General features: G+C 66.3%; 26 protein-coding genes. 17 read left to right on the top strand and 9 right to left on the bottom strand.

Going from position 1 to position 26,534, the window contains the following annotated elements; all coding sequences use genetic code 11:
* Positions 1 to 10 precede the first annotated feature (10 nt).
* Positions 11 to 964 carry a Gfo/Idh/MocA family oxidoreductase gene (locus tag ASD94_RS13595; protein WP_056643786.1) on the top strand — a complete coding sequence of 318 codons (954 nt, stop codon included), beginning with the start codon at positions 11 to 13 and terminating at the stop codon, positions 962 to 964.
* An 80-nt stretch (positions 965 to 1,044) separates the two neighbouring features.
* Here the strand turns inward: ASD94_RS13595 and ASD94_RS13590 are convergent, their stop codons facing one another.
* The 3 genes from ASD94_RS13590 to ASD94_RS13580 form a co-directional block, all read right to left on the bottom strand.
* On the bottom strand, positions 1,045 to 1,644 hold the full coding sequence (locus tag ASD94_RS13590) for an ATP-dependent Clp protease proteolytic subunit (RefSeq protein WP_056643784.1): 600 nt from the start codon (positions 1,642 to 1,644) through the stop codon (positions 1,045 to 1,047).
* 144 nt (positions 1,645 to 1,788) lie between these two features.
* Positions 1,789 to 3,105 carry a flavin-dependent oxidoreductase gene (locus tag ASD94_RS13585; protein WP_056643782.1) on the bottom strand — a complete coding sequence of 439 codons (1,317 nt, stop codon included), beginning with the start codon at positions 3,103 to 3,105 and terminating at the stop codon, positions 1,789 to 1,791.
* Positions 3,106 to 3,247: 142 nt separating this feature from the next.
* On the bottom strand, positions 3,248 to 3,601 hold the full coding sequence (locus ASD94_RS13580; protein ID WP_056643781.1) for a FlxA-like family protein: 354 nt from the start codon (positions 3,599 to 3,601) through the stop codon (positions 3,248 to 3,250).
* A gap of 136 nt (positions 3,602 to 3,737) precedes the next feature.
* Between ASD94_RS13580 and ASD94_RS13575 the strand changes: the two genes are divergently transcribed.
* The 4 genes from ASD94_RS13575 to ASD94_RS13565 all read left to right on the top strand — a co-directional run bounded on the left by ASD94_RS13575 (position 3,738) and on the right by ASD94_RS13565 (position 6,301).
* Entirely contained in the window at positions 3,738 to 4,547 is an 810-nt protein-coding gene (locus ASD94_RS13575) for an RNA polymerase sigma factor (RefSeq protein WP_056643778.1), read from the top strand.
* Between the two features lie 68 nt (positions 4,548 to 4,615).
* Positions 4,616 to 4,867 carry a YdeI family protein gene (locus tag ASD94_RS23875; protein ID WP_200954235.1) on the top strand — a complete coding sequence of 84 codons (252 nt, stop codon included), beginning with the start codon at positions 4,616 to 4,618 and terminating at the stop codon, positions 4,865 to 4,867.
* A 21-nt stretch (positions 4,868 to 4,888) separates the two neighbouring features.
* Entirely contained in the window at positions 4,889 to 5,224 is a 336-nt protein-coding gene (locus ASD94_RS23870) for a YdeI family protein (RefSeq protein ID WP_200954234.1), read from the top strand.
* 57 nt (positions 5,225 to 5,281) lie between these two features.
* Positions 5,282 to 6,301 carry an aldo/keto reductase gene (locus tag ASD94_RS13565; RefSeq protein ID WP_056643776.1) on the top strand — a complete coding sequence of 340 codons (1,020 nt, stop codon included), beginning with the start codon at positions 5,282 to 5,284 and terminating at the stop codon, positions 6,299 to 6,301.
* 64 nt (positions 6,302 to 6,365) lie between these two features.
* Here ASD94_RS13565 and ASD94_RS13560 read toward each other — a convergent pair whose 3' ends face one another.
* Positions 6,366 to 7,286, bottom strand: a complete 921-nt coding sequence (locus ASD94_RS13560) for an OmpA family protein (RefSeq protein ID WP_056643775.1) — start codon at positions 7,284 to 7,286, stop codon at positions 6,366 to 6,368.
* Between the two features lie 122 nt (positions 7,287 to 7,408).
* The gene (locus ASD94_RS13555) at positions 7,409 to 7,786 is read right to left on the bottom strand and encodes a DUF4398 domain-containing protein (RefSeq protein WP_056643773.1); all 378 of its coding nucleotides are present in this window, start codon (positions 7,784 to 7,786) and stop codon (positions 7,409 to 7,411) included.
* 374 nt (positions 7,787 to 8,160) lie between these two features.
* On the opposite strand from ASD94_RS13555, the gene ASD94_RS13550 reads away from it, so the two are divergent.
* Entirely contained in the window at positions 8,161 to 9,264 is a 1,104-nt protein-coding gene (locus tag ASD94_RS13550; RefSeq protein WP_056643770.1) for a mechanosensitive ion channel family protein, read from the top strand.
* A 109-nt stretch (positions 9,265 to 9,373) separates the two neighbouring features.
* Here ASD94_RS13550 and gap read toward each other — a convergent pair whose 3' ends face one another.
* Together gap and tkt are read right to left on the bottom strand one after the other, a co-directional pair.
* Positions 9,374 to 10,372, bottom strand: a complete 999-nt coding sequence (gene gap / locus ASD94_RS13545) for a type I glyceraldehyde-3-phosphate dehydrogenase (protein WP_056643768.1) — start codon at positions 10,370 to 10,372, stop codon at positions 9,374 to 9,376.
* An 88-nt stretch (positions 10,373 to 10,460) separates the two neighbouring features.
* Positions 10,461 to 12,542 carry a transketolase gene (tkt, locus tag ASD94_RS13540; protein ID WP_056643766.1) on the bottom strand — a complete coding sequence of 694 codons (2,082 nt, stop codon included), beginning with the start codon at positions 12,540 to 12,542 and terminating at the stop codon, positions 10,461 to 10,463.
* A gap of 123 nt (positions 12,543 to 12,665) precedes the next feature.
* Between tkt and speD the strand changes: the two genes are divergently transcribed.
* The 5 genes from speD to pyk all read left to right on the top strand — a co-directional run bounded on the left by speD (position 12,666) and on the right by pyk (position 17,566).
* A complete protein-coding gene (gene speD / locus ASD94_RS13535) occupies positions 12,666 to 13,055 on the top strand; it encodes an adenosylmethionine decarboxylase (protein ID WP_056643764.1) in 390 nt (129 codons plus the stop codon).
* Complete coding sequence (locus tag ASD94_RS13530) at positions 13,052 to 13,828, top strand: nucleotidyltransferase family protein (RefSeq protein WP_056643762.1); 777 nt, start codon at positions 13,052 to 13,054, stop codon at positions 13,826 to 13,828. The genes speD and ASD94_RS13530 overlap by 4 nt, the downstream gene beginning before the upstream one ends.
* Positions 13,825 to 15,222: an aminopeptidase P N-terminal domain-containing protein gene (locus tag ASD94_RS13525; RefSeq protein WP_056643760.1), complete on the top strand. Its 1,398-nt coding sequence runs from the start codon at positions 13,825 to 13,827 to the stop codon at positions 15,220 to 15,222. Before ASD94_RS13530 ends, ASD94_RS13525 begins: the two co-directional genes overlap by 4 nt.
* A gap of 14 nt (positions 15,223 to 15,236) precedes the next feature.
* On the top strand, positions 15,237 to 16,022 hold the full coding sequence (locus ASD94_RS13520) for a CPBP family intramembrane glutamic endopeptidase (RefSeq protein ID WP_056644127.1): 786 nt from the start codon (positions 15,237 to 15,239) through the stop codon (positions 16,020 to 16,022).
* A gap of 107 nt (positions 16,023 to 16,129) precedes the next feature.
* Positions 16,130 to 17,566, top strand: a complete 1,437-nt coding sequence (gene pyk, locus ASD94_RS13515; RefSeq protein ID WP_056644125.1) for a pyruvate kinase — start codon at positions 16,130 to 16,132, stop codon at positions 17,564 to 17,566.
* Positions 17,567 to 17,640: 74 nt separating this feature from the next.
* Here pyk and ASD94_RS13510 read toward each other — a convergent pair whose 3' ends face one another.
* Both ASD94_RS13510 and ASD94_RS13505 read right to left on the bottom strand, forming a co-directional pair.
* Positions 17,641 to 18,210: a phosphatase PAP2 family protein gene (locus ASD94_RS13510; RefSeq protein WP_056643759.1), complete on the bottom strand. Its 570-nt coding sequence runs from the start codon at positions 18,208 to 18,210 to the stop codon at positions 17,641 to 17,643.
* Complete coding sequence (locus ASD94_RS13505) at positions 18,203 to 18,964, bottom strand: phosphatase PAP2 family protein (RefSeq protein ID WP_235510667.1); 762 nt, start codon at positions 18,962 to 18,964, stop codon at positions 18,203 to 18,205. The genes ASD94_RS13510 and ASD94_RS13505 overlap by 8 nt, the downstream gene beginning before the upstream one ends.
* 92 nt (positions 18,965 to 19,056) lie before the next feature.
* Here ASD94_RS13505 and ASD94_RS13500 point away from each other — a divergent pair, with 92 nt between their 5' ends.
* From ASD94_RS13500 to pntB, 6 genes are all read left to right on the top strand, one after another.
* Entirely contained in the window at positions 19,057 to 19,761 is a 705-nt protein-coding gene (locus ASD94_RS13500) for a response regulator transcription factor (protein ID WP_056643757.1), read from the top strand.
* Positions 19,758 to 21,128, top strand: coding sequence for a histidine kinase dimerization/phospho-acceptor domain-containing protein (locus ASD94_RS13495; protein ID WP_056643755.1), 1,371 nt, complete (start codon positions 19,758 to 19,760; stop codon positions 21,126 to 21,128). The genes ASD94_RS13500 and ASD94_RS13495 overlap by 4 nt, the downstream gene beginning before the upstream one ends.
* Positions 21,129 to 21,218: 90 nt before the next feature.
* Positions 21,219 to 22,283, top strand: coding sequence for a class II fructose-bisphosphate aldolase (fba, locus tag ASD94_RS13490; RefSeq protein WP_056643754.1), 1,065 nt, complete (start codon positions 21,219 to 21,221; stop codon positions 22,281 to 22,283).
* A 317-nt stretch (positions 22,284 to 22,600) separates the two neighbouring features.
* A complete protein-coding gene (locus ASD94_RS13485; RefSeq protein ID WP_056643751.1) occupies positions 22,601 to 23,335 on the top strand; it encodes a hypothetical protein in 735 nt (244 codons plus the stop codon).
* 62 nt (positions 23,336 to 23,397) lie between these two features.
* Complete coding sequence (locus ASD94_RS13480; protein ID WP_056643750.1) at positions 23,398 to 25,002, top strand: Re/Si-specific NAD(P)(+) transhydrogenase subunit alpha; 1,605 nt, start codon at positions 23,398 to 23,400, stop codon at positions 25,000 to 25,002.
* Positions 25,003 to 25,036: 34 nt separating this feature from the next.
* Positions 25,037 to 26,449, top strand: coding sequence for a Re/Si-specific NAD(P)(+) transhydrogenase subunit beta (gene pntB / locus ASD94_RS13475; protein WP_056643748.1), 1,413 nt, complete (start codon positions 25,037 to 25,039; stop codon positions 26,447 to 26,449).
* Positions 26,450 to 26,534: the final 85 nt, after the last annotated feature.

Here is a 26,534-nt window from a genome sequence, read left to right as displayed (position 1 = left end):
ACCATTCACCATGACCATCAAAGTCGCACTCGCAGGCGCTGGCGCCTTCGGCATCAAGCACCTGGACGGCATCAAGAACATTGACGGCGTCGAAGTCGTCTCCCTCATCAGCCGCGACCTGGCCAAGACCCAGGAAGTGGCCGACAAGTACGGCATCAAGCACGTCACCACCGATCTGGCCGACAGCCTGGCCATCAAGGAAGTGGACGCCGTGATCCTGTGCACGCCCACGCAGATGCACGCCAGCCAGACCATTGCCTGCCTGGAAGCGGGCAAGCATGTGCAGGTCGAGATCCCGCTGTGCGACGTGTTGGCCGATGGCGAAAAGGTTGTTGCCCTGCAAAAGCAGTCCGGCCTGGTGGCCATGTGCGGCCACACCCGCCGCTTCAACCCCAGCCACCAGTACGTGCACCAGAAGATCACGGCCGGCGAGTTCAACATCCAGCAGATGGACGTGCAGACCTACTTCTTCCGCCGCACCAACATGAACGCCCTGGGCCAGCCCCGCAGCTGGACGGACCACCTGCTGTGGCACCACGCTGCCCACACGGTGGACCTGTTCGCCTACCAGGCGGGTAGCCCTATCGTGAAGGCCAACGCCATCCAGGGCCCCATCCACAAGGACCTGGGCATTGCCATGGACATGAGCATTCAGCTGCAGGCCGCCAACGGCGCCATCTGCACGCTGTCGCTGAGCTTCAACAACGACGGCCCGCTGGGCACGTTCTTCCGCTACATCGGCGACACCGCCACCTACATCGCCCGCTACGACGACCTGGTGAACGGCAAGGAAGAGAAGATCGACGTGAGCAAGGTGGATGTGTCGATGAACGGCATCGAGCTGCAGGACCGCGAGTTCTTCGCCGCCATCAAGGAGGGCCGTGAGCCCAACGCCAGCGTGGCGCAGGTGCTGCCTTGCTACCAGGTGCTGCACAACCTAGAGCAGCAGCTCAACGCAGGCTGATTGCAAGCCAAATTGGCTGCTGGCGCTTATCCATCAAGCGCTAGCAGCTATTCATTGGATAGTGATTGAGGTGTGCGGCCTCACCCTTTCAATGCCGTCTTGTGCTCGATGATGCGCGAGACCAGGCCGTAGTCCACCGCCTCCTCGGCCGACATCCAGCGGTCCCGCTCAATGTCGGCCAGCACCACCTCCAGTGGCTTGCCCGTCTGCCGGGCAATGGTGCCCGCAATTCGCTCACGCGCTTTCACCATCTCGCGCGCCTGGATGGCGATGTCGCTGGCCGGGCCACCGGCACCCCCGCTGGGCTGGTGGATCAGAAATCGCGTGTTGGGCAGGCAGAACCGCCGCTCGCGGGGTGCCGCCAGGTACAGGTGCGTGGCCGCGCTGCCCACCCAGCCGGTGCCAATCATGTTCACCGGCGCAGAAATGAAGCGCACCAGGTCGTGGATCGTGTCACCCGACTCCAGGTGCCCGCCGGGCGAACTCACCAGAATGTCGATGGGCTGGGTGCTGTCAGCGTCCAGCGCAATCAGCCGCCGCGCCACATCGGCGGCCAGGGTGTCGGTGATGGTGCCGAAGACGAGCAGGGTGCGGGCCTTGAAGGCTTTCTCCTCCAGGTACGACGTGCGTGGCTCGGCGCCTGGGGTGGCGGGTGGGGTGTGGGTGTCTGGCGTGTCCACGGGGCCAAGTCCTTGAAAAGAGTGATAGGACTGCCATGACGAACGAGACGCGCCGGGCGTGACATGTCCTCATGCAGCGCATTCAGAAATGCGCTGCAAGGGGCAGAAGCACCGGCTGGTCCGTCAGGTGCCCCTTTGGAGAGTTCAGCCCACTGCCACGCGCTGCCCCGGCGCGATGGTGGGCGGTGCCGCATTCAGCGTCTCGATCGCAAAGCCCGCCGCCGCCTTGTACCGGGCCATGAAACCCTCGCGCTCCTCGCGCGGCAGCACGTCGTCGATGTGGTCGAACACCCCGCCGCAGCGCTCGTCCACCAGCCCCAGCAGGCCAAAGGGCCCAGAACCCCGGTTGCGCAGCACCAGCGCCGAGATGTCCTTGCACAGCTTGTCGTCGTAGGCGCGCAGCGCCTGCGGGCCCACGCCCTGCGCGATGAGCTGCGCGCCCAGCACGCGTGCATCCACAATGGCCTGGCTGGCCCCGTTGGAGCCCACGGGGTACATCACATGCGCCGCATCGCCCAGCAGCGCCACGCGGCCATCCACCCAGGTGGGCACGGGGTCGCGGTCGATCATGGGGTACTCAAAAATGTCCTTGGCGCCGCGCAGCATGGCGGGCACGTCGAGCCAGCTGTAGTTCCAGCCGTCAAAGTGGTGGATGAACTCTTCCAGCGCCACGCGCCGGTTCCAGTCGCCCTGCTGCCAGCCGCCCTGGTTGTCCACCGTGATCTCGGCAATCCAGTTGATGGTGGCCAGGCCCGTGACCGGGTCGGGTGGCGTGATGGGGTAGAACACCACGCGGTGCCGCAGCGAGCCCACGCCCACAAACGAAGCGCCCGTGCGCACCGGCACCCCCGGCGTGGTGCCCCGCCACATGATGGCGCCGCCCCATTGGATGGGCGGCTGCGTGGGGTGCATCTGTGCACGCACAGCCGAGTGCAGGCCATCGGCCGCTATCAGCAGCGAGCCCGCCACTTCGCGCCGCTCGCCATCGCGCGTTTCGATGAGTGCGGTCACGCCATCCGCGTCCTGCCGGTAGCCCACCACACGCTGGCCCAGCTGCACGGCGTCGTTGCCCAGGCGCTCTTTCACGGCGTTGAACAGCATCATCTGTAGCTGCCCCCGGTGCACCGAATACTGCGGCCAGTGGTAGCCCGCCTCCAGGCCGCGCGGCTCGGCATACACCTCGTTGCCATTGCGGCCCACCAGCGCCCATTCGCGCGCCTGCAGGCCAATCGTGTCCAGCACCTCGTTGCCAAACCCCAGGTCATGCAATTCGCGAACGGCATTGGGCTGCAGGTTGATGCCCACACCGAGCGGCTGCAGTTCGGGCACCGTCTCAAAGACGATGCAGGGCACGCCGATCTGGTGCAGGGTGAGGGCGGTGGCCATGCCACCAATGCCACCCCCGGCGATCAGCACGGGGCGGGCGGAAGAAGGGTGTGAAGTAGTGGGGGTGCCAGACATGCCGAGATTGTCCATGCAATGGCAGGTGGAGCTTGTCGCGGACGCCGCAGGCCCATGCGGCTCCGGACGCATGCTGGGGGCGGTGTGCTGCAGGTTGCCAGCCTTCTCAGAGAGCCTTAGATCGTAAACACGTTCTTACTGGTCAGGCGTAGGTATCGACGTTATTGCCCAGCCCAGAAGATGGAGTCTTTGCCGCCTGGGTCTTCTTTTGCTGCGCGGCATTGGCCGCCGCCTCTTCGGCCTTCGCCACCTGGGACAGTTGTTGCTCTTGCTGTTGCGCGCGCTGTATCGCCGTAATCTGGGCTTGCACCATCTGGATCTGCGCCTGCAGCAGCTTGGCCTTCTCTTGTTTGGCCTTGGCGTCCATGTCGGAACTGACCACGCCCTTGAGTTCCTCCGTCAGCTCGCGCAGCTGCTTTTGCAGCTTGGCGATGTCGCTGCTGCCGCTGGAGGAAGAAGGTTTGACGGGGGAGGAGGTGGTGCTGGCAACTTGCATCCCTGGTTATCGGCAAGGCGCAGGGAAAGTTGACGGGACCGCTCGCAAAGGGGGCGATTGAACTGAATGCCGCCTACCCATCCGAGCCATGGTCTGCCGATGTGCGGCTTGCCGCAGCCTGTGGCACCATGCTCCGATGCAGAACGATGAACACCTGTTGGCGCTGGTGAACGCCAGCCGCAGCACCCTGCTGCGCGCCGCCACGCGCCTGCTGGGCCCGGCCGAGGCTGAGGATGCTGTGCAGGACGCCTATGTGCGTGCGCTGGAGGCCCAGGCCCCGGCGCTCAATGCGGCCCAGGCGTGGCTGTTGACGGTGGTGCGCAACCTGGCCATCGACCGCCTGCGGCGGCGCCAGTGGATGGCCCAATGGCTGACCGAAGCCACGCAGACTGCGCATGGCGCTGTTGCCGTTTCGGTCGCGCCCTCGGCAGAGGCCGATGCAGCGCTGGCGCAGCAAGCCACGCTCGCATTGCGGCGGCTGGCGGCGTGCGTCACGCCCATGGAGGGCGCCGCAGTGCTGCTGCATGCGGTGTTCGATGTCAGCCATGCCGAGCTGGCACAGGCCACCGGCCGGACGGAAGCTGCCAGCCGCCAGCAATTGCGCCGCGCATTGCAGCGCTTGCGGCAGGCCGAATCGCAGGTCCGCCACGGTGATGAACGCAGTGACGGCGACCCGGCGGTGTTGCGCCTTTATCTGCAGTCGCTGCAATTGCGGGACCCGCAGGCCCTGTGGGCCCTGCTGCGCCAGCCGCCCGTGAGTGCGATGGCGACGCGGCGCTCCGTGCAATCCGTACCACCGCGTGCCTCGCGCGCACCGGCCACGGTGGGTGGGGTGGTGCAGATGGGCGGGCAACTGGGTTTGGTGCTCACGCTCGACGGCGTGACCTTGTGCGTGTTGCCCTTGGGGCCCTGCGCCGAGCTGGCGCAAGACGTCGTGGTGGCCTAGCCGACCCACCGGCACAGCAGCAATAGCCAGCCCGCCCGGCAGCACGCAGGAAGGACGTTCGCAGCACCATGGCTTCCCAGACCACCCCCACCTTCTTCGCCACCCCCCAGGCATTCCGCCAGTGGCTGGAGCGCCATGCGGCCAGCGCGCCGGAGTTGCTGGTGGGTTTTCACAAAGTGGGCTCGGGCCGGCCCAGTATGGGCTGGTCGGAGTCGGTGGACGAAGCCCTGTGCTTTGGCTGGATCGATGGCATCCGGCGGCGCATTGACGAGCACACGTATTCGATCCGCTTCACGCCGCGCAAGCCGTCGTCGATCTAGAGTGCGGTCAACATCGCCAAGGTGGAGCAGTTGCAGGCGGCGGGCCGCATGACGTCTGCGGGGCTGGCCGCCTTCGCGCACCGCAAGGCCGACAAGTCGGCCATCTACTCTCACGAGCAGGCGGGGGTGGCCGAGCTGCCGGTGGCGCTGCAGCGTGCATTCCAGCGCAACAAAGCCGCGTGGCGGTACTTTCAGGAATCCACACCGCCCAGCTACCGCAAGGTGATGCTGCACTGGGTCACATCCGCCAAACGTGATGCGACCCGGGAGGCCCGGTTTGCGCAGCTGGTGGCCGCCTGCGCAGCGGGTGAGCGCATCGAGTTGTGGGCGAAGCGGCCGCCCAGTACCAAGGCTTAGTCCGGCCCCAAGCCCGAGCCCCCCTGTAGGTTGCCGCGCTTGCCGTAAGCTCGCGGCATGCAACAAAGAAACCTTGGACCTTTCTCCGTCTCGGCCATCGGCCTGGGCTGCATGAACCTTTCGCACGCCTACGGCGCGCCGGTGTCTGCCGAGCAGGGCGAGCGCGTGCTGCTGGCCGCGCTGGATGCGGGCGTCACGCTGTTCGACACCGCCACGCTCTATGGCTTTGGCGCCAACGAAACCCTGGTGGGGCGGGTGCTGAAGCAGCACCGCAGCCGTTTCACCCTGGCCAGCAAATGCGGCATGCAGGGTGTGGATGTGAACGGCGACGGCAAGCTGGTGCGCGTGATTGATGGCCGCCCCGCCACGCTGCGCCAGACCTGCGAAGACAGCCTGCGCCGCCTGCAGACCGATGTGATTGACCTGTATTACCTGCACCGCTGGGACAAGAAGGTGCCCATCGAAGACAGCGTGGGTGCACTGGCTGACCTGGTGCGCGCGGGCAAGATCCGCAGCATTGGCCTGTCGGAGGTGTCGGCCGCCACCCTGCGCAAGGCCCACGCGGTGCACCCCATTGCGGCGGTGCAGACCGAGTATTCGCTGTGGACGCGCAACCCTGAGCTCGCCGTGCTGGACGCCTGCCGCGAACTGGGTGTCGCCTTTGTGGCCTTTAGCCCCGTGGCGCGGGGCTTTCTCTGTGGCGAGCTGCGCGATGTGAGCGCGCTCGACGCCAAGGATATTCGCCGCGCCATGCCCCGTTTTGCGCCCGACGCCTATGCGGCCAACCTGGCGCTGCTCGAAGGCTACCAGGCCATTGCGCGCGATGTGGGCTGCACGCCCGCCCAGCTGGCGCTGGCATGGCTGCTGCACAAGGCCGAGCACATCATCCCCATCCCGGGCACCACCAGCGTGGTGCATTTGCAGGACGACTTGGGTGCCGCCAATGTGCGGCTGAATGCTGCCACCATGGTGCGGCTGGACACGCTGATCAACGAGCGCACGGTGGTGGGCAACCGCTACAACGCGCAAGCCGCGAGCGAAGTGGATACCGAGACGTTTGAAGACCGCGCAGCTTGAGCGGCGCGGTCTGGTGGGACCTCAGCACCGCAGCTTCACTGCGGCCTGAGAGGGGGGCGAGGCATCAACGCCCGCGCAGGTTCCCCTTGTCATCCGCAATCACGATCTCCACGCGGCGGTTCATGGCGCGGCCTTCGGGCGATGCGTTGTCGGCCACCGGGTGGGCCTTGCCGTAGCCGCGTGCAGTGATGCGGCTGCTGTCCACGCCGCGCTGCACCAGCGCATCGCGCACGGCCTGCGCGCGGCGGTCTGACAGGTCCTGGTTGTAGCTGTCGCCACCCACGCTGTCGGTGTAGCCCTCGATCAGCAGCTTGCGGTCGGGGAACTGCTTGAGGAAGTTGGCCAGCTTGTCCAGGCGCGGTGCCGCCTGGACCGACAGCTCGGCCTTGTTGAAGGCAAACAGCACATCGCCCAAGGTCACCAGCAGGCCGCGCTCGGTTTGCTGGGCTTCCATGTCGCGCAGTTGGGCTTCGAGTGCGCGCACACGGTCTTGCGCGGCGTTGGCCTGGGCCATGGCAGCGGTGGCCTGTGCCTGCTGTTGTGCGGCGCGCTGCTCGGCGCTCATGGCCTGCTGCTGGGCCTGCTGCGCGCGCAGGCGGGCGGCATCGGCCTCCTGGGTGCGGGCTTGCAGGCGGATGCGATCCGCTTCGCTGCCGGCCTGCTTGATGTTGGCATCGAGCAGGCGTGCGCGGGCCGTGTTGGTGGCGATCTCGGCACGCTGGCGGGCGATGTACGCCAGGTGGTTGGTCTCAGACGTGTCCTTGTCATCGGCCCACACGCGGTCGGCCTGGGCCAGTGCATCGGTGGCCTGCTTGAGTTCCAGCTGGGCGTACTGGTTGACGGCGGGGTCGCCTGCCGCAGTGCTCACGGCAGTGCGGGCTTCTTCGAGGGCGGGCGACGGGGTGGTACTGGCGCAGGCGGCCAGCAGGCCCACAGCAATCAGGCTGGTGCACAGGGCGGTGGTGCGGTGAAAAAAGCGTGGCATGGTCGGGTGTTCCTTGGGTGTTGTAGTGAATTCAATCGCGGGGCCATCGCGGGCCTTGGCGCTGGTGCGCGAGAGGCGCAGCCGCCAAGCGGGGCGCACTGGGCACCGCGCAGGGCGCTGGATTAGCGGGGCGATCGGCGGTTGATTTCTTCCTGCAGTGCGCGGATGCTGTCCTGCACCTGGGCCAGGGTGGCGGCATTGCCTGCGGCGTCGGCGCGGGTCTCGGCCACGCGGGCATCAACCTCGGCCTCTGCGGCCAGGCGGCGCGCGGCCACATAGTCCTTTTCAGCCATGGCCTTCTCGGCCTGAATGAGCTTCTCGCGGGCCTGCTGCAACTGCACGGGGGCGCTGGTGGCCACCGCCGGTGCCGCCGCTACGCGGTTCACGGTGGTGCGGGTGACCGCCATCTGTTCGGTGGGGGCGGGGGTGGACGAGCAGGCGGCCAGTGCGCCCAGTGCGAGTGCCGCTGTGGCAGTGCGGATCAGTGCAGATGAATGCATGGTGTGTGGGACTCCTCTGGAGGTTGTTGGAGACGCCGCACCCGTGTGTGGGGTGGGCAACCAGGGGGTTCTGGTGTTGATGCATTGTTGGGGCCCGCTCGGCGAGCGGGCGTAGGTCCTGCCTCTGTATCGCTGTCGGGCATGTCTTACGAACATTTGCACGCCGGGCGCTGACACTGTGAGTGCGACGGATGTGAAGGCACGTCGGGGAACTCTCACTTCGTAGGGGTCTCGATCATGGGCAATACGCGTGCGCACCGCGTTGATCTCGGGCTGCGCCGTCTGCTGCCGATGCCTTTGCGCGGGCTGTGCGCGCACGCCGTACGCCCGCCTTCCACCTATCCCCCTTGCACAACGAAGAGGAGAGTTACTGCATGCCGCCATCCACGTTTTTCACCTGGGTCCAGGAGACCACTTTTGCGGGCGTGCCGCTATGGAGCCTGTGTGTGGCGCTAGCGGCTGCTGTCGCTACCTACGCCGCCATCCTTGTGGTGCTGCACTTGCTGACCCGCCGCGCCAAGGGATGGGCCACGCAGTCACACAGCGGCATGGCGCTGACCCTGGTGGATGTGCTGGAGGGCACGAGCCGCACGCTGGTGCTGGTGGTGGCGCTGCTGGTGGGCGCAAGCCTGCTGGACCTGCCCGGCCGCTGGGAGAGCCGCCTGAGCCAGCTGTGGTTTGTGGCCGTAGCGCTGCAGATGGGGCTGTGGGGCATGCGCGCGATTGGCATCGGCGTGCGTCGCTATGTGGAGCGGCACTCGTCCAGCGGCATGACGCAGGTCAGCGCCTCGGCCACGCTCATGTCGTGGGGGCTGCGCACGCTGCTGTGGAGCGTGGTGCTGCTGGCCATCTTGTCCAACGTGGGGGTGAACATCACGGCCTTCATCGCCAGCCTGGGGGTGGGCGGTATTGCGGTGGCGCTGGCGGTGCAGAACATCCTGGGCGACCTGTTCGCGTCGCTGGCCATCGCTGTCGACAAGCCCTTCGAGGTGGGCGACTTCATCGTGGTGAGCAACGTGTCGGGCACGGTGCAGGTGATCGGCCTCAAGACCACGCGCATCCGCAGCCTGCAGGGCGAGCAGATCGTGATGTCCAACACCGACCTGCTCAAGCAGACCATCAGCAACTTCCGCATGCTGGAGCGGCGGCGCATCGTGTTCACCTTTGGCGTGGCTTATGGCACCACCCCCGAGCAGGCCGAGGCGATTCCAGGCGTCGTGCGCAAGCTCATCGAGGCGCACCCAGAGCTGCGCTTTGACCGTGCACATTTCAAGGCACTGGGCACCAACTCGCTGGACTACGAAGTGGTCTACATCGTCGAAGACCCGGCCTACAACCTGTACATGGACCTGCAGCAGTCCATCAACCTGGGGCTGCTGCGCGAGTTCAAGGCCATGGGGGTGGAGTTTGCATTCCCCACCCGCACGGTGCACATTGCCAGCACGCCGCCGCAGGCACCTGCCGTGGCGGCGACCTGATTCCGTGGGCCAGTACCGCGCAGGCGGAAAAAAAGCCGGTGGCCTTTGCAGGCGACCGGCTTGAACAGGGTAGTTGCTTCTAGCGCTTTTTCAACTTCTCAAAGAAAGCTTACTTGGCGACCACGCGCACCATTTCCAGGCACTTGTTCGAGTAGCCCCATTCGTTGTCGTACCAGCTAACGACCTTCACGAAGGTGCCGTCCAGCGCGATGCCGGCGTCCGCGTCAAAGATCGAAGTGCGGGTGTCGCCACGGAAGTCGGTGGCCACCACCTTGTCTTCGGTGTAGCCCAGCACGCCCTTCAGGGCGCCTTCGGACTGGGCCTTCATCTCGGCCTTGATTTCTTCGTAGGTGGCAGCCTTATCCAGCTCCACCGTCAGGTCCACCACCGACACGTCGGAGGTCGGCACGCGGAAGGACATGCCGGTCAGTTTCTTGTTCAGCGCCGGGATCACCACACCCACGGCCTTGGCAGCGCCAGTGCTCGAAGGGATGATGTTTTCCAGAATGCCGCGGCCGCCGCGCCAGTCCTTGTTCGAAGGGCCGTCCACGGTCTTTTGTGTGGCGGTGGCAGCGTGCACGGTGGTCATCAGGCCGCGCTTGATGCCCCACTTGTTGTTCAGCACCATGGCCACGGGGGCCAGGCAGTTGGTGGTGCACGAGGCGTTGGAGATGATGGCCTGGCCTGCGTAGGTGGTGTGGTTCACGCCGAACACGAACATGGGGGTGTCGTCCTTCGAGGGAGCCGACAGCAGCACCTTCTTGGCGCCCGCATCGATGTGCTTCTGCGCAGAGACCTTGTCCAGGAACAGGCCGGTGGATTCGATCACCACGTCGGCGCCGACTTCGTTCCACTTCAGGTTGGCTGGGTCGCGCTCTTGCGTCAGGCGAATCTTCTTGCCGTTGACGATCAGGGTGTTGCCTTCCACGGCCACGGTGCCGTCAAAGCGGCCGTGCACCGAGTCGTACTGCAGCATGTAGGCCAGGTAGTCGGGCTCCAGCAGGTCGTTGATGCCCACGACTTCGATGTCGCTGAAGTTCTGGATGGCCGAGCGCAGCACGTTGCGGCCGATGCGGCCGAAGCCGTTGATACCAATCTTGATCGTCATAGGGTGTCTCTCCAAGGTTGCAAAATCGAAATCAGGAATTTGCCGCCGCGCGCCCGCTGGCAGCGGTGCGCAGCGGGCAAAGGGAGTCTTACCGGGCCTTTTTGGCGGGTTTGAGGCGCGCGGCGCCAATGGCCACCAGCACCGCGTCGGCCACGTTCTCTTCGGTGAAGCCGAAGTGCTTGAACAGCACGGGGGCCGGGGCCGATTCGCCGTAGGTGTCGATGCCCACCACGGCGGCGCAGCCGTACTTCCACCAGCCGTCGGTCACACCCATTTCCACCGCTACGCGGGGTACGCCAGCGGGCAGCACGCTGCTCTTGTACTTGGCGTCTTCGCGGTCGAACGTGGTGGTGCTGGGCATGGAGACCACACGCACGGCGATCTTTTTGTCGGCCAGCAGGCGCTGGGCCTTCAAGGCCAGCTGCACTTCAGAGCCGGTGGCGATGATCACGGCCTGGGGCTTCTTCTTGATGCCCACGTCGGCAGGTTCGCTCAGCACGTAGGCGCCGCGCGAGATGTCGCCCAGGTCGCGCTTGGGTGCGTAGGGCAGGTTCTGGCGCGACAGGGCCAGCACCGTGGGCTTGTTGCGGTTGGACAGGGCCACGCTCCAGGCCACGGCGGTCTCTGCCGTGTCACCCGGGCGCCAGACATCGAGGTTCGGGATCAGGCGCAGGCTGGCCACGTGCTCGATGGATTGGTGCGTGGGGCCGTCTTCGCCCAGGCCGATCGAGTCGTGCGTGAACACGTGGATCACGCGCTGCTTCATCAGCGCGGCCATGCGAATGGCGTTGCGGCTGTAGTCGCTGAAGGTCAGGAAGGTGCCGCCGTAGGGGATGAAGCCGCCGTGCAGCGCCACGCCGTTCATGATGGCGGCCATGCCGAACTCGCGCACACCGTAGTTGATGTGGCGGCCACCGATCTTCTGGCCTTCGGCCACTTCGGTCTTGACCACGTTGCCCTGCATGTCGAAGCGCAGGTTGGGCGTGCTCTTGGTGTTGGTGAGGTTGGAGCCGGTCAGGTCGGCGCTGCCGCCCAGCAGCTCGGGCAGGGCGGCGGTGAAGGCTTCCAGCGCCAGCTGGCTGGCCTTGCGGCTGGCCACGGTTTCGCCCTTGGTGTGGGCGGCGACCACGGTGTCTACGGCCACTTGCGCAAAGTTGGCGGGCAGGTCGCCGTTCATGCGGCGGGTCAGCTCGGCAGCCAGTTCGGGGAAGGCTGCGGTGTAGGCGGCAAAACGTTTGTTCCAGGTGGCTTCGGCGGCAGCGCCTGCGGCCTTGGCGTCCCAACCGGCGTACACGTCTTCGGGGATGGCGAAGGGCTCTGCCGTCCAGCCCAGGGCTTCGCGGGTGAGCTTGATTTCTTCGGCGCCCAGGGGCTCGCCGTGGGCCTTGGAGGTGTTGGCGCGGTTGGGGCTGCCCTTGCCGATGTGCGTCTTGCAGATGACCAGCGTGGGGCGCTCGGTCTGCTTCTTGGCTTCGGCAATCGCATCGGCCACCTTGTCGGCGTCGTGGCCGTCGATGGGGCCGATCACGTTCCAGCCGGCGGAGACGAAGCGCAGGGCGGTGTTGTCGGCAAACCAGGGCGTCACCTGGCCGTCAATGGAGATGCCGTTGTCGTCGTACAGGGCGATCAGCTTGTTCAGCTTCCAGGCACCTGCCAGCGAAATCGCTTCTTGGCTGATGCCTTCCATCAGGCAGCCGTCGCCCAGGAACACGTAGGTGTTGTGGTCCACCACCGCATGGCCTTCGCGGTTGAACTCGGCGGCCAGCAGCTTCTCGGCCAGCGCAAAGCCCACGGCGTTGGTGATGCCCTGGCCCAGCGGGCCGGTGGTGGTTTCGACGCCGGGGGTGATGCCCACTTCGGGGTGGCCGGCGGTCTTGCTGTGCAGCTGGCGGAAGTTCTTCAGCTCGCTCATGGGCAGGTCGTAGCCCGTGAGGTGCAGCAGCGAATAGATCAGCATCGAACCGTGGCCGTTACTCAGCACAAAACGGTCGCGGTCAAACCACTGGGGGTTGGTGGGGTTGTGCTCGAGGTGGCGAGCCCACAGGCCCACGGCCATGTCGGCCATGCCCATGGGGGCACCGGGGTGGCCGGAGTTGGCTTGTTGAACGGCGTCCATGGCCAATGCGCGGATCGCATTTGCCATCTGTTGGGATTGCTGGGTGTTGGCCATGGGGGAGTGGTTCAGGGTGGGAGGTTCAGGGGAAACCCGGCATTTTACCGGCGCGGCTTTCACCCGCCTGAATCGGCCAGCCGCAGGCTGGGCGCAGGGCGGCAATGCACTACAGTGCGGGCCATGCAAGGACTGCACCTCACTGCCGATCTCCAGGGCTGCCGCTGCGCCAGTGCCTGGCTGCTGGACGCCACCGCCCTGGGCCGGGCCTGTACCGATGCGGTGCGCGCCGCCGGGCTGCAGGCCGTAGGGCAGTTGTTTCATGAGTTTCCGGCCACGGCGCACGGCCCTGGTGGGGTGACAGCTACTGTTTTGATAGCGGAGTCACACCTGTGTGTACACACCTGGCCCGAGCAGCGCGCGGTGACGCTGGATGTGTATGTGTGCAACTTCGGCGCCGACCATTCGGCCAAGGCGCACGCGCTGATGGACGCGCTGCTGGCCTTGTTCCAGCCCACGGCCGTGGATCGCCACGCGCTGCACCGGGGTGTGGTGAGCGGGGTGGCGGCATGAGTCCTGTTCACCACCAGGTGCCCGCATTGCTGCTGGCCGCCGGCCGGGGCGAACGCATGCGACCGCTGACCGACACCACGCCCAAGCCCCTGCTGCAGGTGCAGGGCCAGCCGCTGCTGCAGTGGCACCTGCAGGCCTTGCTGGATGCGGGTGTCGAGAGGGCGGTGATCAACACCGCATGGCTGGGCGGGCAGATCAGCGGGTATTTTTCCAGCGTTTTTGCCTCCAAGTGCAGGAAAAATATGCCTGAGCAGCTATCAATTTCATACTCCCACGAAGGGGTGGACTTTGGTGGCGCGCTGGAAACCGCCGGGGGCATTGCGCGCGCGCTGCCCCAGCTGGGGCCGGTGTTCTGGCTGGCGGCGGGCGATGTGTTTGCACCCGACTTCGTGTTCGACCGCGCGGCGGTGGCGGCCTTCGAGGCCAGTGACCATCTGGCCCACCTGTGGCTGGTGCCCAACCCCGCCCACAACCCGCGTGGCGACTTCGGCCTGTCGGCCGACGGCCTGGCGCTGAACCTGCCCGCTGCCGACCCCGCACCACGCTACACCTACAGCACCATCGCGCTGCTGCGCGCCGAGCTGTTTGCGCTGCCCTGGTGCGACATTCCGCCGGGCAATCCGGGCGGCATCAAAGCCCCGCTGGCGCCGCTGCTTCGCCGGGCCATGGACAATGGCCGCGTCAGTGCGCAGCTCTACACCGGCCGCTGGACCGATGTGGGCACGCCCGAGCGGCTGGCCGAACTCAACACCTTTTCTCTCGACGCGCCATGAACACCACCGTGCCTGCCTCCGTCTATGCCCAGCGCCGTGCGCACCTGGCTGCCCAGCTGGGACCCGGGGGCATTGCCATCATCCCCACGGCGCTGGAGCGTCCACGCAACCGGGACAGCGACTTTCTGTTCCGCCACGACAGCTACTTCTATTACCTGACCGGCTTCACCGAGCCCGGCGCCTGTCTGGTTGTGGCGGCGGATGGCCGTAGTACGCTGTTCTGCCAGCCCAAAGACCTGGAGCGCGAGATCTGGGACGGCTACCGCCTGGGCCCGGCCGCTGCGCCCGCAGCCTTGGGCGTGGACGCCGCGCATTCGATGGCCGAGCTGGACAGCAAGCTGCCGCGCCTGCTCGAAAACACGGCCTGCGTCTGGTACCCGTTTGCCACGCACAGCGGTCTGGCTGCGCGCGTGGAGGGTTGGCTCAACGTGGTGCGCGGGCGGGTGCGCTACGGCGCCATCTGCCCTGCCGAGCAGAACGATCTGTGCACCTTGCTCGACGAGATGCGCCTGTTCAAGGACGCGCACGAGCAGGACATCATGCGCCGCGCCAGCGCCATCAGTGCGCAGGCCCATATCCGCGCCATGCAGCGCTCGGCCCGCATGCTGCGCGCCGGGGAGGATGTGCGCGAATACCATCTGGATGCCGAGCTGCTGCACGCGTTCCGCGATGCGGGCTCGCAGTACCCGGCCTACAGCTCCATCGTGGCCGCTGGGGCCAACGCCTGCGTGCTGCACTACCGCGCCGATGCAGCGCCCGTGCGCGATGGCGAGCTGGTGCTGATCGACGCAGGCTGCGAGCTGGACAGCTACGCCAGCGACATCACCCGCACCTTCCCCGCCAACGGCAAGTTCACGGGCCCGCAACGTGCGCTGTATGACCTGGTGCTCGCCAGCCAGGATGCGGCCGTGGCGGCCACCAAGGCGGGTGCACGCTTCAACGACCCGCACGACGCCACAGTGGCCGTGCTGGCCCAGGGCATGCTGGACCTGGGCCTGCTGGACAAGAACAAGGTGGGCACCGCACAGGACGTGATCGACCAACGTGCCTACTTCCAGTTCTACATGCACCGCACCAGCCACTGGCTGGGCATGGACGTGCACGACTGTGGCAGCTATGTGGAGCCCGGCGAGGTGGGCCAGACCAGCGAACGCAAAGACCCGCTGTCGGGCGAGACCATCACCAATCGCCCCAGCCGCATCCTGCGGCCCGGCATGGTGCTGACCATCGAGCCCGGCATCTACGTACGTCCCGCCGAAGGGGTGCCCGAGCAGTTCCACAACATCGGCATCCGCATCGAAGACGATGCCATCGTCACCCAGACGGGTTGTGAGCTGATCACGCGCGGCGTGCCGGTGAAGGCCGACGAGATCGAAGCGCTGATGCGCGCCTGAACGTGGGCAACACCATGGCCGTGGACACCGCTGCCGGGGGCGATGCGGCCCATGCTCCGGCTCAGCCCGGCAAGTGGTGGCTGGGCGGCGCGCTGTGGTTGCTGGGCATGCCCGGCGTGGTGGCGGTGGTCTGGACGCTGCTGCCCACCCTGAAGGCCAACGAAGCCCTGCTGCCGCTGCCGCCAGAGGTTGTGCTTTTGCTCAGTGGGCTGCAGACGGCGGTACTCCTGGCGCTGGCCGTGGCGCTCGGGGTGTGGCTGGCGCCCCGCGTGGGTCTGCAGGCGCCTGCAGTTTCTGCCTGGCTGGCCGGCCGACCCGCAGGGCCTGCGCTGCGGACCCAACTCCTGCCCGGCATCGTGGGCGGTGTGGCAGGCGCGGCGTGGCTGTGGGTGCTGTCCCGGCTGGCGCCCACGGCTCTTCAGCCCTCCGATCCTGCCAGTGCCATGCCGCTGGTGGTCAAGCTGCTGTACGGCGGCATTACCGAAGAGCTGCTGGTGCGCTGGGGTGTGATGACCCTGCTGTTGTGGCTGGGCTGGCGCTTGCTGCAGCGTGGTCAGGGGCGGCCAGGCAAGGGGCTTGTGGCTGGGGCGGTGCTGCTGAGCGCTGTGTTGTTTGCCGTGGGGCACCTGCCTGCCGCGCAGGCGCTGGCCGGGGTGTTGACCGTGCCCGTGGTGGCGTTCGTCTTGGTGGGCAACACGGTTTTTGGCCTGGTCGCGGGCTGGCTGTTTGCGCGCTACGGCCTGGAGGCCGCGATCATTACGCATGTGCTGGCGCATTGGTTGTCATCCCCGCTGCTCTGACGCGCTCAGCCGTCTTGCTGTGGAACGGGTAACTCGCATGTAACCGCTTCGTGTGAGAATTGAAACTCGATTACATCCCCAACGACCGAGAGAAAAGAGACATGTCCATGCCTACCCGCCGCGCCACCAAGATTGTTGCCACCCTGGGCCCTGCATCGAGCGACCCGGCGCTGCTGGAGGCGATGATCCGAGCGGGGGTGAACGTTGTGCGGCTGAACTTCAGCCACGGCAAGGCCCAGGACCACATCGACCGCGCCGCTACCGTGCGTGCTGCAGCCCAGCGTGCGGGCCGCGAAGTGGCCATCATGGCCGACCTTCAGGGCCCCAAGATCCGCGTGGGCAAGTTTGCCGAGGGTAAGGTGCAGCTGGAGCCGGGCGCCAAGTTCGTGCTGGATGCCTCGCGCACCGAGCTGGGCGACATCGATGGCGTGGGGCTGGACTACAAGGAACTGCCGCGCGACGTGAAGGCGGGCGACCTGTTGCTGCTCAACGATGGCCTGATCGTGCTCACCGTGGATGCCGTGCGCGGCGAAGAGGTGCACACCACCGTCAAGGTGGGCGGTGAGCTGTCGAACAACAAGGGCATCAACAAGAAGGGCGGCGGCCTCACGGCGCCGGCCCTCACGGCCAAGGACATGGAAGACATCCGCACGGCGATGAGTTTCCAGGCCGACTATGTGGCCGTAAGCTTTCCCAAGAACGCGACCGACATGGAAATGGCGCGCCAGCTGTGCAATGTGGCCGCGTCCGAGTACCGCCACAAGCCGGGCCTGATCGCCAAGATCGAACGCGCCGAAGCCATCCCGCACCTGGAAGCCATCCTGCGCGTGAGCGACGGCATCATGGTGGCGCGCGGCGACCTGGCGGTGGAAGTGGGCAATGCGGCCGTGCCCGCGCTGCAAAAGAAAATGATCCGCATGGCGCGCGATCTGGACAAGGTCGTCATTACCGCCACGCAGATGATGGAAAGCATGATCACCAACCCCGTGCCCACGCGCGCCGAGGTGAGTGACGTGGCCAATGCCGTGCTGGACGGCACCGACGCCGTGATGCTGAGCGCCGAAACGGCCGCTGGCCGCTACCCGCTCGAAACCGTGGAAGAGATGGCCACCATCTGTGCGGCTGCCGAAGCGGCAGAAGATCACCAGCTGGATGCCGACTTCACCGGCCAGACCTTTGGCCGCATCGACCAGTCCATCGCCATGGGCGCGCTGTTCACGGCCCACCACCTGGGCGCCAAGGCCATCGTGGCCATGACCGACAGCGGGGCCACGGCGCTGTGGATGAGCCGCCACAGCATCCGCATCCCCATCTACGCTCTCACCCCCAAGGTGGCAACGCAGCGCAAGATGGCCATGTACCGCAACGTGCGTCCCTTGCTCATGGACACCAGTGCCGACCGCGACACTGCGCTGGACCAAGCCGAGCGCCACCTCAAGAGCCGCAACATCGTGCAAAAGTGCGATGTATACGCCATCACTTGCGGCGAGCCCATGGGTGCGCCGGGTGGCACGAACATGCTGAAAATCTGCGTCGCCAGCTGACCAGCGAGGGCGGTGGCCCCCTCACTATTCCGGGGCAGCGCCTCGGAGAGGGGTCAGGGAGCGCCGGACGGCGGTCAGTGTGCGTTGCCTTGTGGCGATTTGTGCAGCAGGGCTTGCAGGCGCGGCGCACGCGCCGCCAGTGCATGGACGGCCGCAGCCGCCAGTCCACCGGTGAACAGGCCGGCCAGCACGTCGGACGGGAAGTGCACGCCCAGGCAGACGCGGCTCCACAGCATGGCCGCCGTCACGGCGGCGGCCAGCCAGGTCAGCCAGGTCAGTCCCGTAATCGGCCGCAGGAGCAGACTGGCCGCCAGCGCGGCCGCCCCGGCCACATGCATGCTGGGAAAACCCGCACGCGCAGCGTGTTCAATCCACTGGATGCCCAGGCCCAGCTGCGCAGGCCGGGGCATAGGAAAAGCCAGCCGCAACAGCTGTACGCCGATCCATGCCAGGGCCATGGATGCCAGCGCCAGCGCGAGCGAGCGCCGTTGCTCTGCATTGCCCAGCACCAGGCTGCCAACCAGCAGGCCGCCCATGGCGGTGGGCAGTTGCTGAGACACCCATCGTGCCACCGTCACCACGGCAGGCAAGGTGGCGGCGTCTGCATTGAGGGCCTGAAACAAGACCAGATCGAGTTCAAGCATGGGAGCCGTCCGGTGGCGGGGTGGTGCTCGCGAAATTCGGAAAGCGGGGGCGCAACGCCGTGGCCGCCAGATCGCAGAGCCAGCCCGTGACCCAGCACAACCAAGCGGTCCACAGCGTGTGGCTCATGAAGTGCGCGCCTCGCACCTGCTGTGCCGCCCCCAATACAAACCCGGCCAGCAGCGAGCCCGCCAGCCACCAGCGCGCGGCTGAGGGCGCCTTGTGGCGCAGTGCAAAGTAGCCTCCTAAAAACGCGAACCCGGCAGAGGCATGGCCTGCCGGAAAGCAGCGGCCGCTGCCGCCATCGAGCACGCCCAGAGCCCAGTGCGACACGTGTCGCGCCACACCGCCGAACTGCGCCAGGTCCCAGGGGCAACTGGTGGCGCTGAGGTTTTTGGTGATGCTGACCACGGCCAGCGAGAGCAGGGCGCTCACGGCCATCTGCAGGCGCTCGCTGGCGTCCAGCTTGCGCAGAAAGCCCCGGGGCCACCACACGCTCAGCGCCAGCAGCAGCACCAGCAGCCATCCCAGGCGGCGGGCTCCTTCGTGCAACACCTGCACAAAAAACCATTGGTCTCGCATCGGAAACCCGTTGGATGAGCCAAACACCTGGGCAAACGCGAGGTCTTGCCCTGCGGCATCCCAGGCCACGACACAGGCCAATGCCCCCAGGGTCCAGAAAAGCAGCGCATGGCGATGGGTGGGAGAGGGCGGCGCGATGGGAGTGGCGGACGGCGTGACGGGCGAATGCTGCATGGGCCGAAAGATAGGCGGCCGTACTTAACGCCGTCTTAAAGCAGCGATTGCCCCTGTCCTGCCCGGGCCTGACAGGCTGCGACAATGCCTGCATGCGAATACTCGTGGTCGAAGACGATGCGGGCATAGCCAGCGGCCTGCGCAGCAACCTGCAGCAGCGCGGCTATGCGGTGGATGTCAGTGACGGCGTCGCTAGCGCCTGGAGCGCCCTGCGCGCCGAGCGGTTTGATGCCGTGCTGCTGGACCTGGGGCTGGTGGACGGTGACGGCAGCGAACTGCTGCGGCGCCTGCGCCTGAGTCCCCCCGTAACGGGGGCCGCTTCGGCTGTCCTGCCGGACCCCTCCACCCCGGTGTTGATCGTCACGGCGCGCGACCAGGTGCAGCAGCGCATCGCGGGGCTGGATCAGGGCGCGGACGACTACCTGACCAAGCCCTTTGACGTGGACGAACTGGATGCGCGCCTGCGGGCGTTGCTGCGCCGCGCCGTGGGCCGGGCCTCTCCCACCATCCGCCTGGGCGATATCGAGCTGGACCCCGCGACCCGCACGGTGCGCCAGCAAGGCAAGCCCGTGGAGATGTCTCCGCGCGAGTTTTCGGTGCTGCTGGTGCTGCTGGAGGCGCGGGGCCGGGTGCTGTCACGCCAGCAGATCGAGGAACGCCTGTACAGCTGGGATGCTGCCGTGGAGAGCAATGCGGTCGAGGTCCATATCCACCACCTGCGTCGCAAGCTGGGCAGCGCCTGCATCCAGACCATGCGCGGGGTGGGTTACTTCATGCCGCAGGAGACGCCCGCGTGAACGCGCCCGCCGCTGCGCGCCGCTCTTCGCTGACCCGGCAGCTACTGCTGTGGTCGCTGGGCGCGCTGGCCATCGTCTGGGGCAGTTTCGTCTTCATTGGCTACCAGACTGGCGTGCACGAGGCCGACGAGCTGACCGACGGGCACCTGGCCAGCGTGGCCGCCCTGCTGCTCAACCTGCGGGCGACCGAGGCGATGGAGGGCCCGCGGCGGACCGAGCGCACCCCCACCCCCTGGCTCAAGTCGCACGACTACCAGCAGAGCATCAGCGTGGTGCAGTGGGATGCGCAGGGTCGGTTGCTGGTCCTCACGGGTTCGGTGCACGAACCGCCCTTCAGCGACGTGGAGGGGTTTGCTGACCTGACGCTTGGACCCGACAAGGTGGCCTGGCGCAGCTTTTCGCAGTGGGATGCCGGGCGTACCCGCAAGATCATGGTGATGCTGGAGCTGCGCGAGCGGGACGAGCTGGCCGATGACATTGCCGGACAGCTCATCGAGCCCGGCCTGTGGCTGCTGCCCGTGGTGTCGCTGGCCCTGGGGCTGGCGCTGTGGCGCGGCCTGCGGCCGTTGTATGCGCTGTCTGCGGACGTGGCGGCGCTGGACCCAGCCAGTACCCAGCGCCTGGCCTCGCGCCATGCCTGGAGCGAGTTCGAGTCAGTGGTGGCGTCGATCAACACCTTGCTGGATCGCCAGCAGGTCGCCATGGTGCGCGAGCGCCGGCTGGCCAACGAGGTGGCGCACGAGTTGCGTACTCCGCTATCCTCCATTGCCCTGCAGGCCAGCGCCCTGGCGGGGGAGCTGACGGAAGAGGCCCGGGCCCAGGCGCTGGCGCGCATCGGCCAGGACGCCTTGCGTGCGGGCCATGTGCTCAACCAGTTGCTGGCGCTTGCCCGTGCGAGCCGGGCCGAACTGCACGAGGCCAAGGCGCCCGTGGACCTGAGCGTACTTGCGCGGGCCGTGTGCGCAGACTACGCCCAGGCAGCGTGGAAGCGGGGCGACGAGCTGGCCCTGTCCGCCCCGCCGGCGCTCACCGTGCCAGGCCATGCGGTGCTGCTGGACATAGCGGTGCGCAATCTGGTGGAAAACGCGCTCAAGCACACGCCCGAGGGCAGCCAGATCGCCGTCCAGCTGGGCACTGCCGACTCCGGCGGCGCGTGGCTGCAGGTGTGTGACGACGGTGCGCGCCACCAAGCCGGCGGCGCAGCGGGGCGGGCGGCGGCGGTCGACAGCTTGCATCTGGGGCACGAAATCCTGCGCCGCGTGGCGGACATCCATGGGGGGCACTTTGGCGCAGCGCCGGCGCCGGCGCCCTTTACCACCTGCTACCGGTTGGATTTGCCATCGCCCTCGGCGGCGTCCCCCGGTTAAAATTGGGAGTTACCAAGCGGTTACCACCGCATCGCCAGGCGTTACAGCGCCTTGCCCCTGCTTCTTCAACCCACCACGGACCCCACGACCATGCCCCTCGTTTCGATGCGCGAACTGCTCGACCATGCCGCCGCCCACAGCTACGGTATTCCCGCTTTCAACGTCAACAACCTGGAGCAGGTGCAGGCCGTGATGGCCGCTGCGGACGAAGTGGGTGCTCCGGTCATCCTGCAGGCCAGCGCTGGCGCGCGCAAGTACGCGGGCGAGCCTTTCATCAAGCACCTGATCCAGGCCGCGGTCGAGGCGTTCCCTCACATCCCGCTGGTCATGCACCAGGACCACGGCACTTCGCCCAAGATCTGCCAGGGCGCCATCGACCTGGGCTTTGGCTCGGTGATGATGGATGGCTCGCTGATGGAAGACGGCAAGACCCCTTCGTCCTTCGACTACAACGTCGAGGTGACGCGCAAGGTGGTGGACATGGCGCACAAGGTGGGCGTCACGGTCGAAGGCGAACTGGGCTGCCTGGGTAACCTCGAAACCGGCGATGCCGGTGAGGAAGATGGCATTGGTGCAGTCGGCAAGCTCGACCACAGCCAGATGCTGACCGATCCCGAAGAAGCCGCCGTGTTCGTGAAGGCCACGCAACTCGACGCCCTGGCCATTGCCATCGGCACCAGCCACGGCGCCTACAAGTTCAGCCGCAAGCCCACGGGCGACATCCTGGCCATCAGCCGCGTCAAGGAAATCCACCAGCGCATCCCCAACACCCACCTGGTGATGCACGGTTCCTCGTCGGTGCCTGCCGAGCTCCTGGCCATCATCAACCAGTACGGCGGCAAGATGAAGGAAACCTACGGCGTGCCCGTCGAGGAAATCCAGGAAGCCATCAAACACGGCGTGCGCAAGATCAATATCGACACCGACATTCGCCTGGCGATGACCGGTGCGGTGCGCAAGTTCCTGTTCGAGAATCCCGACAAGTTCGACGCCCGCGAATGGCTCAAGCCCGCCCGCGAAGCGGCCAAGCAGGTCTGCAAGCAGCGCTACCTGGAGTTCGGCTGCGAAGGTCAGGGCAGCAAGATCAAGGGCCTGAGCCTGCAGGCCGTGGCCGCCCAGTACGCCTCGGGTGCACTGGCGCAAGTGGTGAACTGATCGTTGGCACCGGGCCCTGCGGGGCCGCTGCCCAGCCTGGCTGCGTTGTGCTGCCAGGCTTTTTTTTGCCTGCATGCATCCCCGGACTGGGGAGTTCCCTCTACAGGAGACAAAGGCGACAGCGACAAGATTTTCTTCATGTAAGCTCGCGGTCAGCTTGCCCACCGGCAGCGCCGCAAGAAGTGTCCGATACCAGGGCGCTTTCAACACATTTTTCACCAGCGATACCGAGCTGGTTGTTGCATGGCAGGAGCCGTCGAAAGACGGACTCGGGTGCCGTGGGATGATTGAAGGCGAATTCGTATGAACCTTTCTCTATGACTCTGACCATTTCAAAGTTTCGGCGGCTGTTGCCCCTCTTGCCAGTGCTGGCTGTGACGGTGTTCACGGTGGCCTGCGCGCCCCTCACTGTTCCTCCTCAATCCGAATACCCCGTGGGCCGCGCCCGCATGGTGTTGCCGCCGGGGGCGTGGCAGGACCTGGGCACTTCCGAGGAAGCCTTTGCAGGCTCAGGAGGACGTATTGCGCTCCAGACCCGCGATGTGGGCTTGCGGAATGCGCAGGGAGACTGGCTGGCCGTGTTGCGCGTGCAGACCAACCGCGCTGGAGACCTGAGTGGTTCTCCGCAAGGCATCGGTTATTGCCCCACCCAGCAGGACGTCACCGTAGAGGATGGCGCTGCAGGCAGTCCTGTGCGCGCAGACTGTCTGCGGCTCAAGCGATGGGGAAGCAGTTCCCAGTGGCTGGACAAGAACCGGCCAGACCTTGTCGAGTGGCTCCGCGCCAGCAAGATCACTCTGACCCAGCCTTACACCTATCTGAGCTATCGCTATGTGACGGAGGCGGGTGCCTGGGTGAAGGTCGATGCCCTGGTGGATCAGCGGCTGTTGCGTCCGACCACGCGCAACAACGAGGAATTCCTGGTGGCTGGACGACCCGCACTGCAGTGGGGGCGTGACCTGGCCCAGGCTGTGCGCCTGAGCGCCGGCATGGTGGACGGTCATCTGGCCATCCCTCCCTTCCCCTTCCCAACACCCACCTCCAGACCTTAGCGCGCAAGCCTTCCCTGTCTGGCGGCCTGGCATAACGATTACGAAACTTGAGGAGACCTCTGATGCAGACAAGCCCCGTCCCGCAGCCGCAGCGTATCGGCGTGCCCAGGGAAACCTTCCCCGGTGAAAAGCGCGTGGCCACCGTGCCTGATGTGGTGGAGAAGCTGATCAAGCTGGGCTTTTCCGTCACGGTCGAGTCCGGGGCTGGGGATGCTGCCAATTTCAGTGACGATGCCTACCGCGCTGCAGGCGCCCAGATTGTGGGTGACGCAGCGGCACTGTGGGCTGCATCCGATATCGTCTTCAAGGTGCGCCCGCCCAATAGCGACGAAGTGGCGCGGATGCGCGAGGGCACGACACTCATCGATTTCATCTGGCCCGCCCAGAACCCCGAGCTGATGCAGCAGCTGGCGGCCCGCAAGGCCACGGTGCTGGCCATCGACTGCTTGCCGCGTACGCTCTCGCGCGCCCAGAAGATGGACGCCCTCACATCCACCGCAGGCGTCAGCGGCTACCGCGCCGTGATCGAGGCGGCCAACGCTTTCGGCCGCTTCTTCAACGGCCAGATCACTGCGGCAGGCAAGGTGCCACCGGCCAAGGTGTTCATTGCGGGTGCCGGCGTGGCGGGTCTTGCCGCCATCGGCACCGCCGCCAACCTGGGCGCCATCGTGCGCGCCAACGACACGCGTGCCGAGGTGGCCGACCAGGTCAAGTCTCTGGGCGGCGAGTTCGTCAAGGTGGACTACGAAGAAGAGGGCTCGGGCGGCGGCGGCTATGCCAAGGTCATGAGCGAAGGCTTCCAGGCCGCGCAGCGCAAGATGTACGCCGAGCAGGCCAAGGACGCCGACATCATCATCACCACCGCGCTGATTCCGGGCAAGCCTGCGCCCAAGCTCATCACCGCCGAGATGGTGCAGAGCATGAAGCCCGGCAGCGTGATCGTGGACATGGCCGCTGAGCAGGGGGGCAACTGCGAGCTCACCGTGCCCGGCGAGGCCGTGGTGCGCCATGGGGTGACCATCGTGGGCTACACCGACCTGGCCTCGCGCCTGGCCAAGCAGTCGTCCACGCTGTACTCCACCAACCTGCTGCGCCTGACCGAAGAGCTGTGCAAGGCCAAGGATGGTGTGGCCCTGGTCAACATGGAGGACGACGCGATCCGGGGCCTCACCGTGGTCAAGGACGGCGCGATCACCTGGCCTGCGCCGCCGCTCAAGCAGGCGCCCGCGCCCGCACCCAAGGTCGCTGCGCCAGTGGTCGAAAAGAAATCGGGCCATGGCCACGGCACGGGTGCGCCCATGTCCGCGAAGACGCTGACCATCGTCTTCGCCGTGCTGGCTGTGCTGTTCTGGGCCATCGGTGCCTATGCGCCCGTGGCCTTCCTGGGGCACTTCACGGTGTTTGTGCTGGCCTGCTTCATCGGCTACATGGTGGTGTGGAACGTCACGCCTGCACTGCACACACCGCTGATGAGCGTGACCAACGCCATCTCCAGCATCATCGCCATCGGCGCGCTGGTGCAGATTGCACCGCCCGATGCGGGGGTGAATGGGCGGCCTGACGGGCTCATCCTCTGGCTGGCCTTTGCTGCGCTGGTGCTCACGGCCGTCAACATGTTCGGCGGCTTCGCGGTCACGCGCCGCATGCTGGCCATGTTCCGCAAGTAACTCCACAACAACAAGAACACGAGGAGCACCCAACATGTCCCAAAGTCTCGCCACCGTCGCCTACCTGGGCGCGGCCATTTTGTTCATCCTGAGCCTCGGGGGGCTCTCCAACCCTGAAACCTCCCGCCGGGGCAATCTGTTCGGCATGGTCGGCATGGCACTGGCCGTTCTGGCCACGGTGTTTGGCCCGCGCGTGAGTCCCGCAGGGGTGGCCTGGATCGTCGGCGCCCTGGTGATTGGCGGCGGCATCGGCCTCTATGCCGCCAAGGTCGTCAAGATGACCCAGATGCCCGAGCTGGTCGCGCTCATGCACAGCCTGGTGGGCTTGGCGGCCTGCCTGGTGGGGTTTGCCAGCTACGTCGATACCTCGATCCAGCTGCAGGGCGCGGAAAAGATCATCCACGAGGTGGAGATCTACGTCGGCATCCTGATCGGTGCGATCACGTTCAGCGGCTCGCTGATCGCCTTCGGCAAGCTCAACGGCAAGATCGGCGGCAAGCCGCTGCTGCTGCCCGGTCGCCACTGGCTCAACCTGGCCGCGCTGCTGATCGTGATCTGGTTCGGCCGCGAGTTTCTGCGCGCCGAGACCGTCGAGCAAGGCATGGTGCCGTTGATGGTGATGACGGTGATCGCGCTGCTGTTCGGCATCCACATGGTCATGGCCATTGGTGGCGCCGACATGCCGGTGGTGGTGTCCATGCTCAACAGCTACTCGGGCTGGGCGGCGGCGGCCACGGGCTTCATGTTGTCCAACGATCTGCTGATCGTCACGGGCGCTCTGGTGGGTTCCTCGGGCGCCATCCTGAGTTACATCATGTGCAACGCGATGAACCGCAACTTCATCAGCGTGATAGCGGGGGGCTTTGGCTCGGGCGCTGGCACGCCCGCCAAGAAGGGCGAAGCTGCCGAGCCGCAGGGCGAGGCCGTGCCCGTCAGCTCCGCCGAGACGGCCGAGCTGCTGCGCGACGCCAAGAGCGTGATCATCGTGCCTGGTTACGGCATGGCCGTGGCCCAGGCCCAGCACACGGTGTACGAGATCACCAAGACCCTGCGCGAGAAGGGTGTGAATGTGCGTTTTGCCATCCACCCGGTGGCAGGCCGCATGCCTGGCCACATGAACGTGCTGCTGGCAGAGGCCAAGGTGCCCTACGACATCGTGATGGAGATGGACGAGATCAACGAGGACTTCCCCGATGCCGACGTGGCCATGGTCATTGGCGCCAACGACATCGTGAACCCCAGCGCGCTGGACGATCCGACCAGCCCTATCGCGGGCATGCCGGTGCTCGAAGTGTGGAAGGCCAAGACCTCGATCGTGATGAAACGCTCCATGGCCTCGGGCTATGCAGGGGTGGACAACCCGCTGTTCTACAAGGACAACAACCGCATGCTGTTTGGCGATGCCAAGAAAATGCTGGACGAGGTGCTGACCGCGCTCAAGAGCTGAGGGGCATAATTCCCTTATAAGAAAAGCACGACCGTGCTGAAAGGCGTCGGTGTGCTTTCCGGACCCCCATAAAACCTACCAGGAG

The organism is Acidovorax sp. Root70, assembly GCF_001428225.1.
Classification (GTDB): Bacteria; Pseudomonadota; Gammaproteobacteria; order Burkholderiales; family Burkholderiaceae_C; genus Acidovorax.
Note: the sequence above shows the minus strand (reverse complement) of the source record. Positions and strands in the feature narration are given on the sequence as shown.

Coding starts and splice junctions, on each gene's coding strand:
- ASD94_RS13595 (WP_056643786.1), top strand. CDS start 11: ATGACCATCAAAGTCGCACTCGCAGGCGCTGGCGCCTTCGGCATCAAG.
- ASD94_RS13585 (WP_056643782.1), bottom strand. CDS start 3,105: ATGTCTGGCACCCCCACTACTTCACACCCTTCTTCCGCCCGCCCCGTG.
- ASD94_RS13580 (WP_056643781.1), bottom strand. CDS start 3,601: ATGCAAGTTGCCAGCACCACCTCCTCCCCCGTCAAACCTTCTTCCTCC.
- ASD94_RS13575 (WP_056643778.1), top strand. CDS start 3,738: ATGCAGAACGATGAACACCTGTTGGCGCTGGTGAACGCCAGCCGCAGC.
- ASD94_RS23875 (WP_200954235.1), top strand. CDS start 4,616: ATGGCTTCCCAGACCACCCCCACCTTCTTCGCCACCCCCCAGGCATTC.
- ASD94_RS13565 (WP_056643776.1), top strand. CDS start 5,282: ATGCAACAAAGAAACCTTGGACCTTTCTCCGTCTCGGCCATCGGCCTG.
- ASD94_RS13560 (WP_056643775.1), bottom strand. CDS start 7,286: ATGCCACGCTTTTTTCACCGCACCACCGCCCTGTGCACCAGCCTGATT.
- ASD94_RS13555 (WP_056643773.1), bottom strand. CDS start 7,786: ATGCATTCATCTGCACTGATCCGCACTGCCACAGCGGCACTCGCACTG.
- ASD94_RS13550 (WP_056643770.1), top strand. CDS start 8,161: ATGCCGCCATCCACGTTTTTCACCTGGGTCCAGGAGACCACTTTTGCG.
- gap (WP_056643768.1), bottom strand. CDS start 10,372: ATGACGATCAAGATTGGTATCAACGGCTTCGGCCGCATCGGCCGCAAC.
- tkt (WP_056643766.1), bottom strand. CDS start 12,542: ATGGCCAACACCCAGCAATCCCAACAGATGGCAAATGCGATCCGCGCA.
- speD (WP_056643764.1), top strand. CDS start 12,666: ATGCAAGGACTGCACCTCACTGCCGATCTCCAGGGCTGCCGCTGCGCC.
- ASD94_RS13530 (WP_056643762.1), top strand. CDS start 13,052: ATGAGTCCTGTTCACCACCAGGTGCCCGCATTGCTGCTGGCCGCCGGC.
- ASD94_RS13525 (WP_056643760.1), top strand. CDS start 13,825: ATGAACACCACCGTGCCTGCCTCCGTCTATGCCCAGCGCCGTGCGCAC.
- ASD94_RS13520 (WP_056644127.1), top strand. CDS start 15,237: ATGGCCGTGGACACCGCTGCCGGGGGCGATGCGGCCCATGCTCCGGCT.
- pyk (WP_056644125.1), top strand. CDS start 16,130: ATGCCTACCCGCCGCGCCACCAAGATTGTTGCCACCCTGGGCCCTGCA.
- ASD94_RS13510 (WP_056643759.1), bottom strand. CDS start 18,210: ATGCTTGAACTCGATCTGGTCTTGTTTCAGGCCCTCAATGCAGACGCC.
- ASD94_RS13505 (WP_235510667.1), bottom strand. CDS start 18,964: ATGCAGCATTCGCCCGTCACGCCGTCCGCCACTCCCATCGCGCCGCCC.
- ASD94_RS13500 (WP_056643757.1), top strand. CDS start 19,057: ATGCGAATACTCGTGGTCGAAGACGATGCGGGCATAGCCAGCGGCCTG.
- fba (WP_056643754.1), top strand. CDS start 21,219: ATGCCCCTCGTTTCGATGCGCGAACTGCTCGACCATGCCGCCGCCCAC.
- ASD94_RS13485 (WP_056643751.1), top strand. CDS start 22,601: ATGACTCTGACCATTTCAAAGTTTCGGCGGCTGTTGCCCCTCTTGCCA.
- ASD94_RS13480 (WP_056643750.1), top strand. CDS start 23,398: ATGCAGACAAGCCCCGTCCCGCAGCCGCAGCGTATCGGCGTGCCCAGG.
- pntB (WP_056643748.1), top strand. CDS start 25,037: ATGTCCCAAAGTCTCGCCACCGTCGCCTACCTGGGCGCGGCCATTTTG.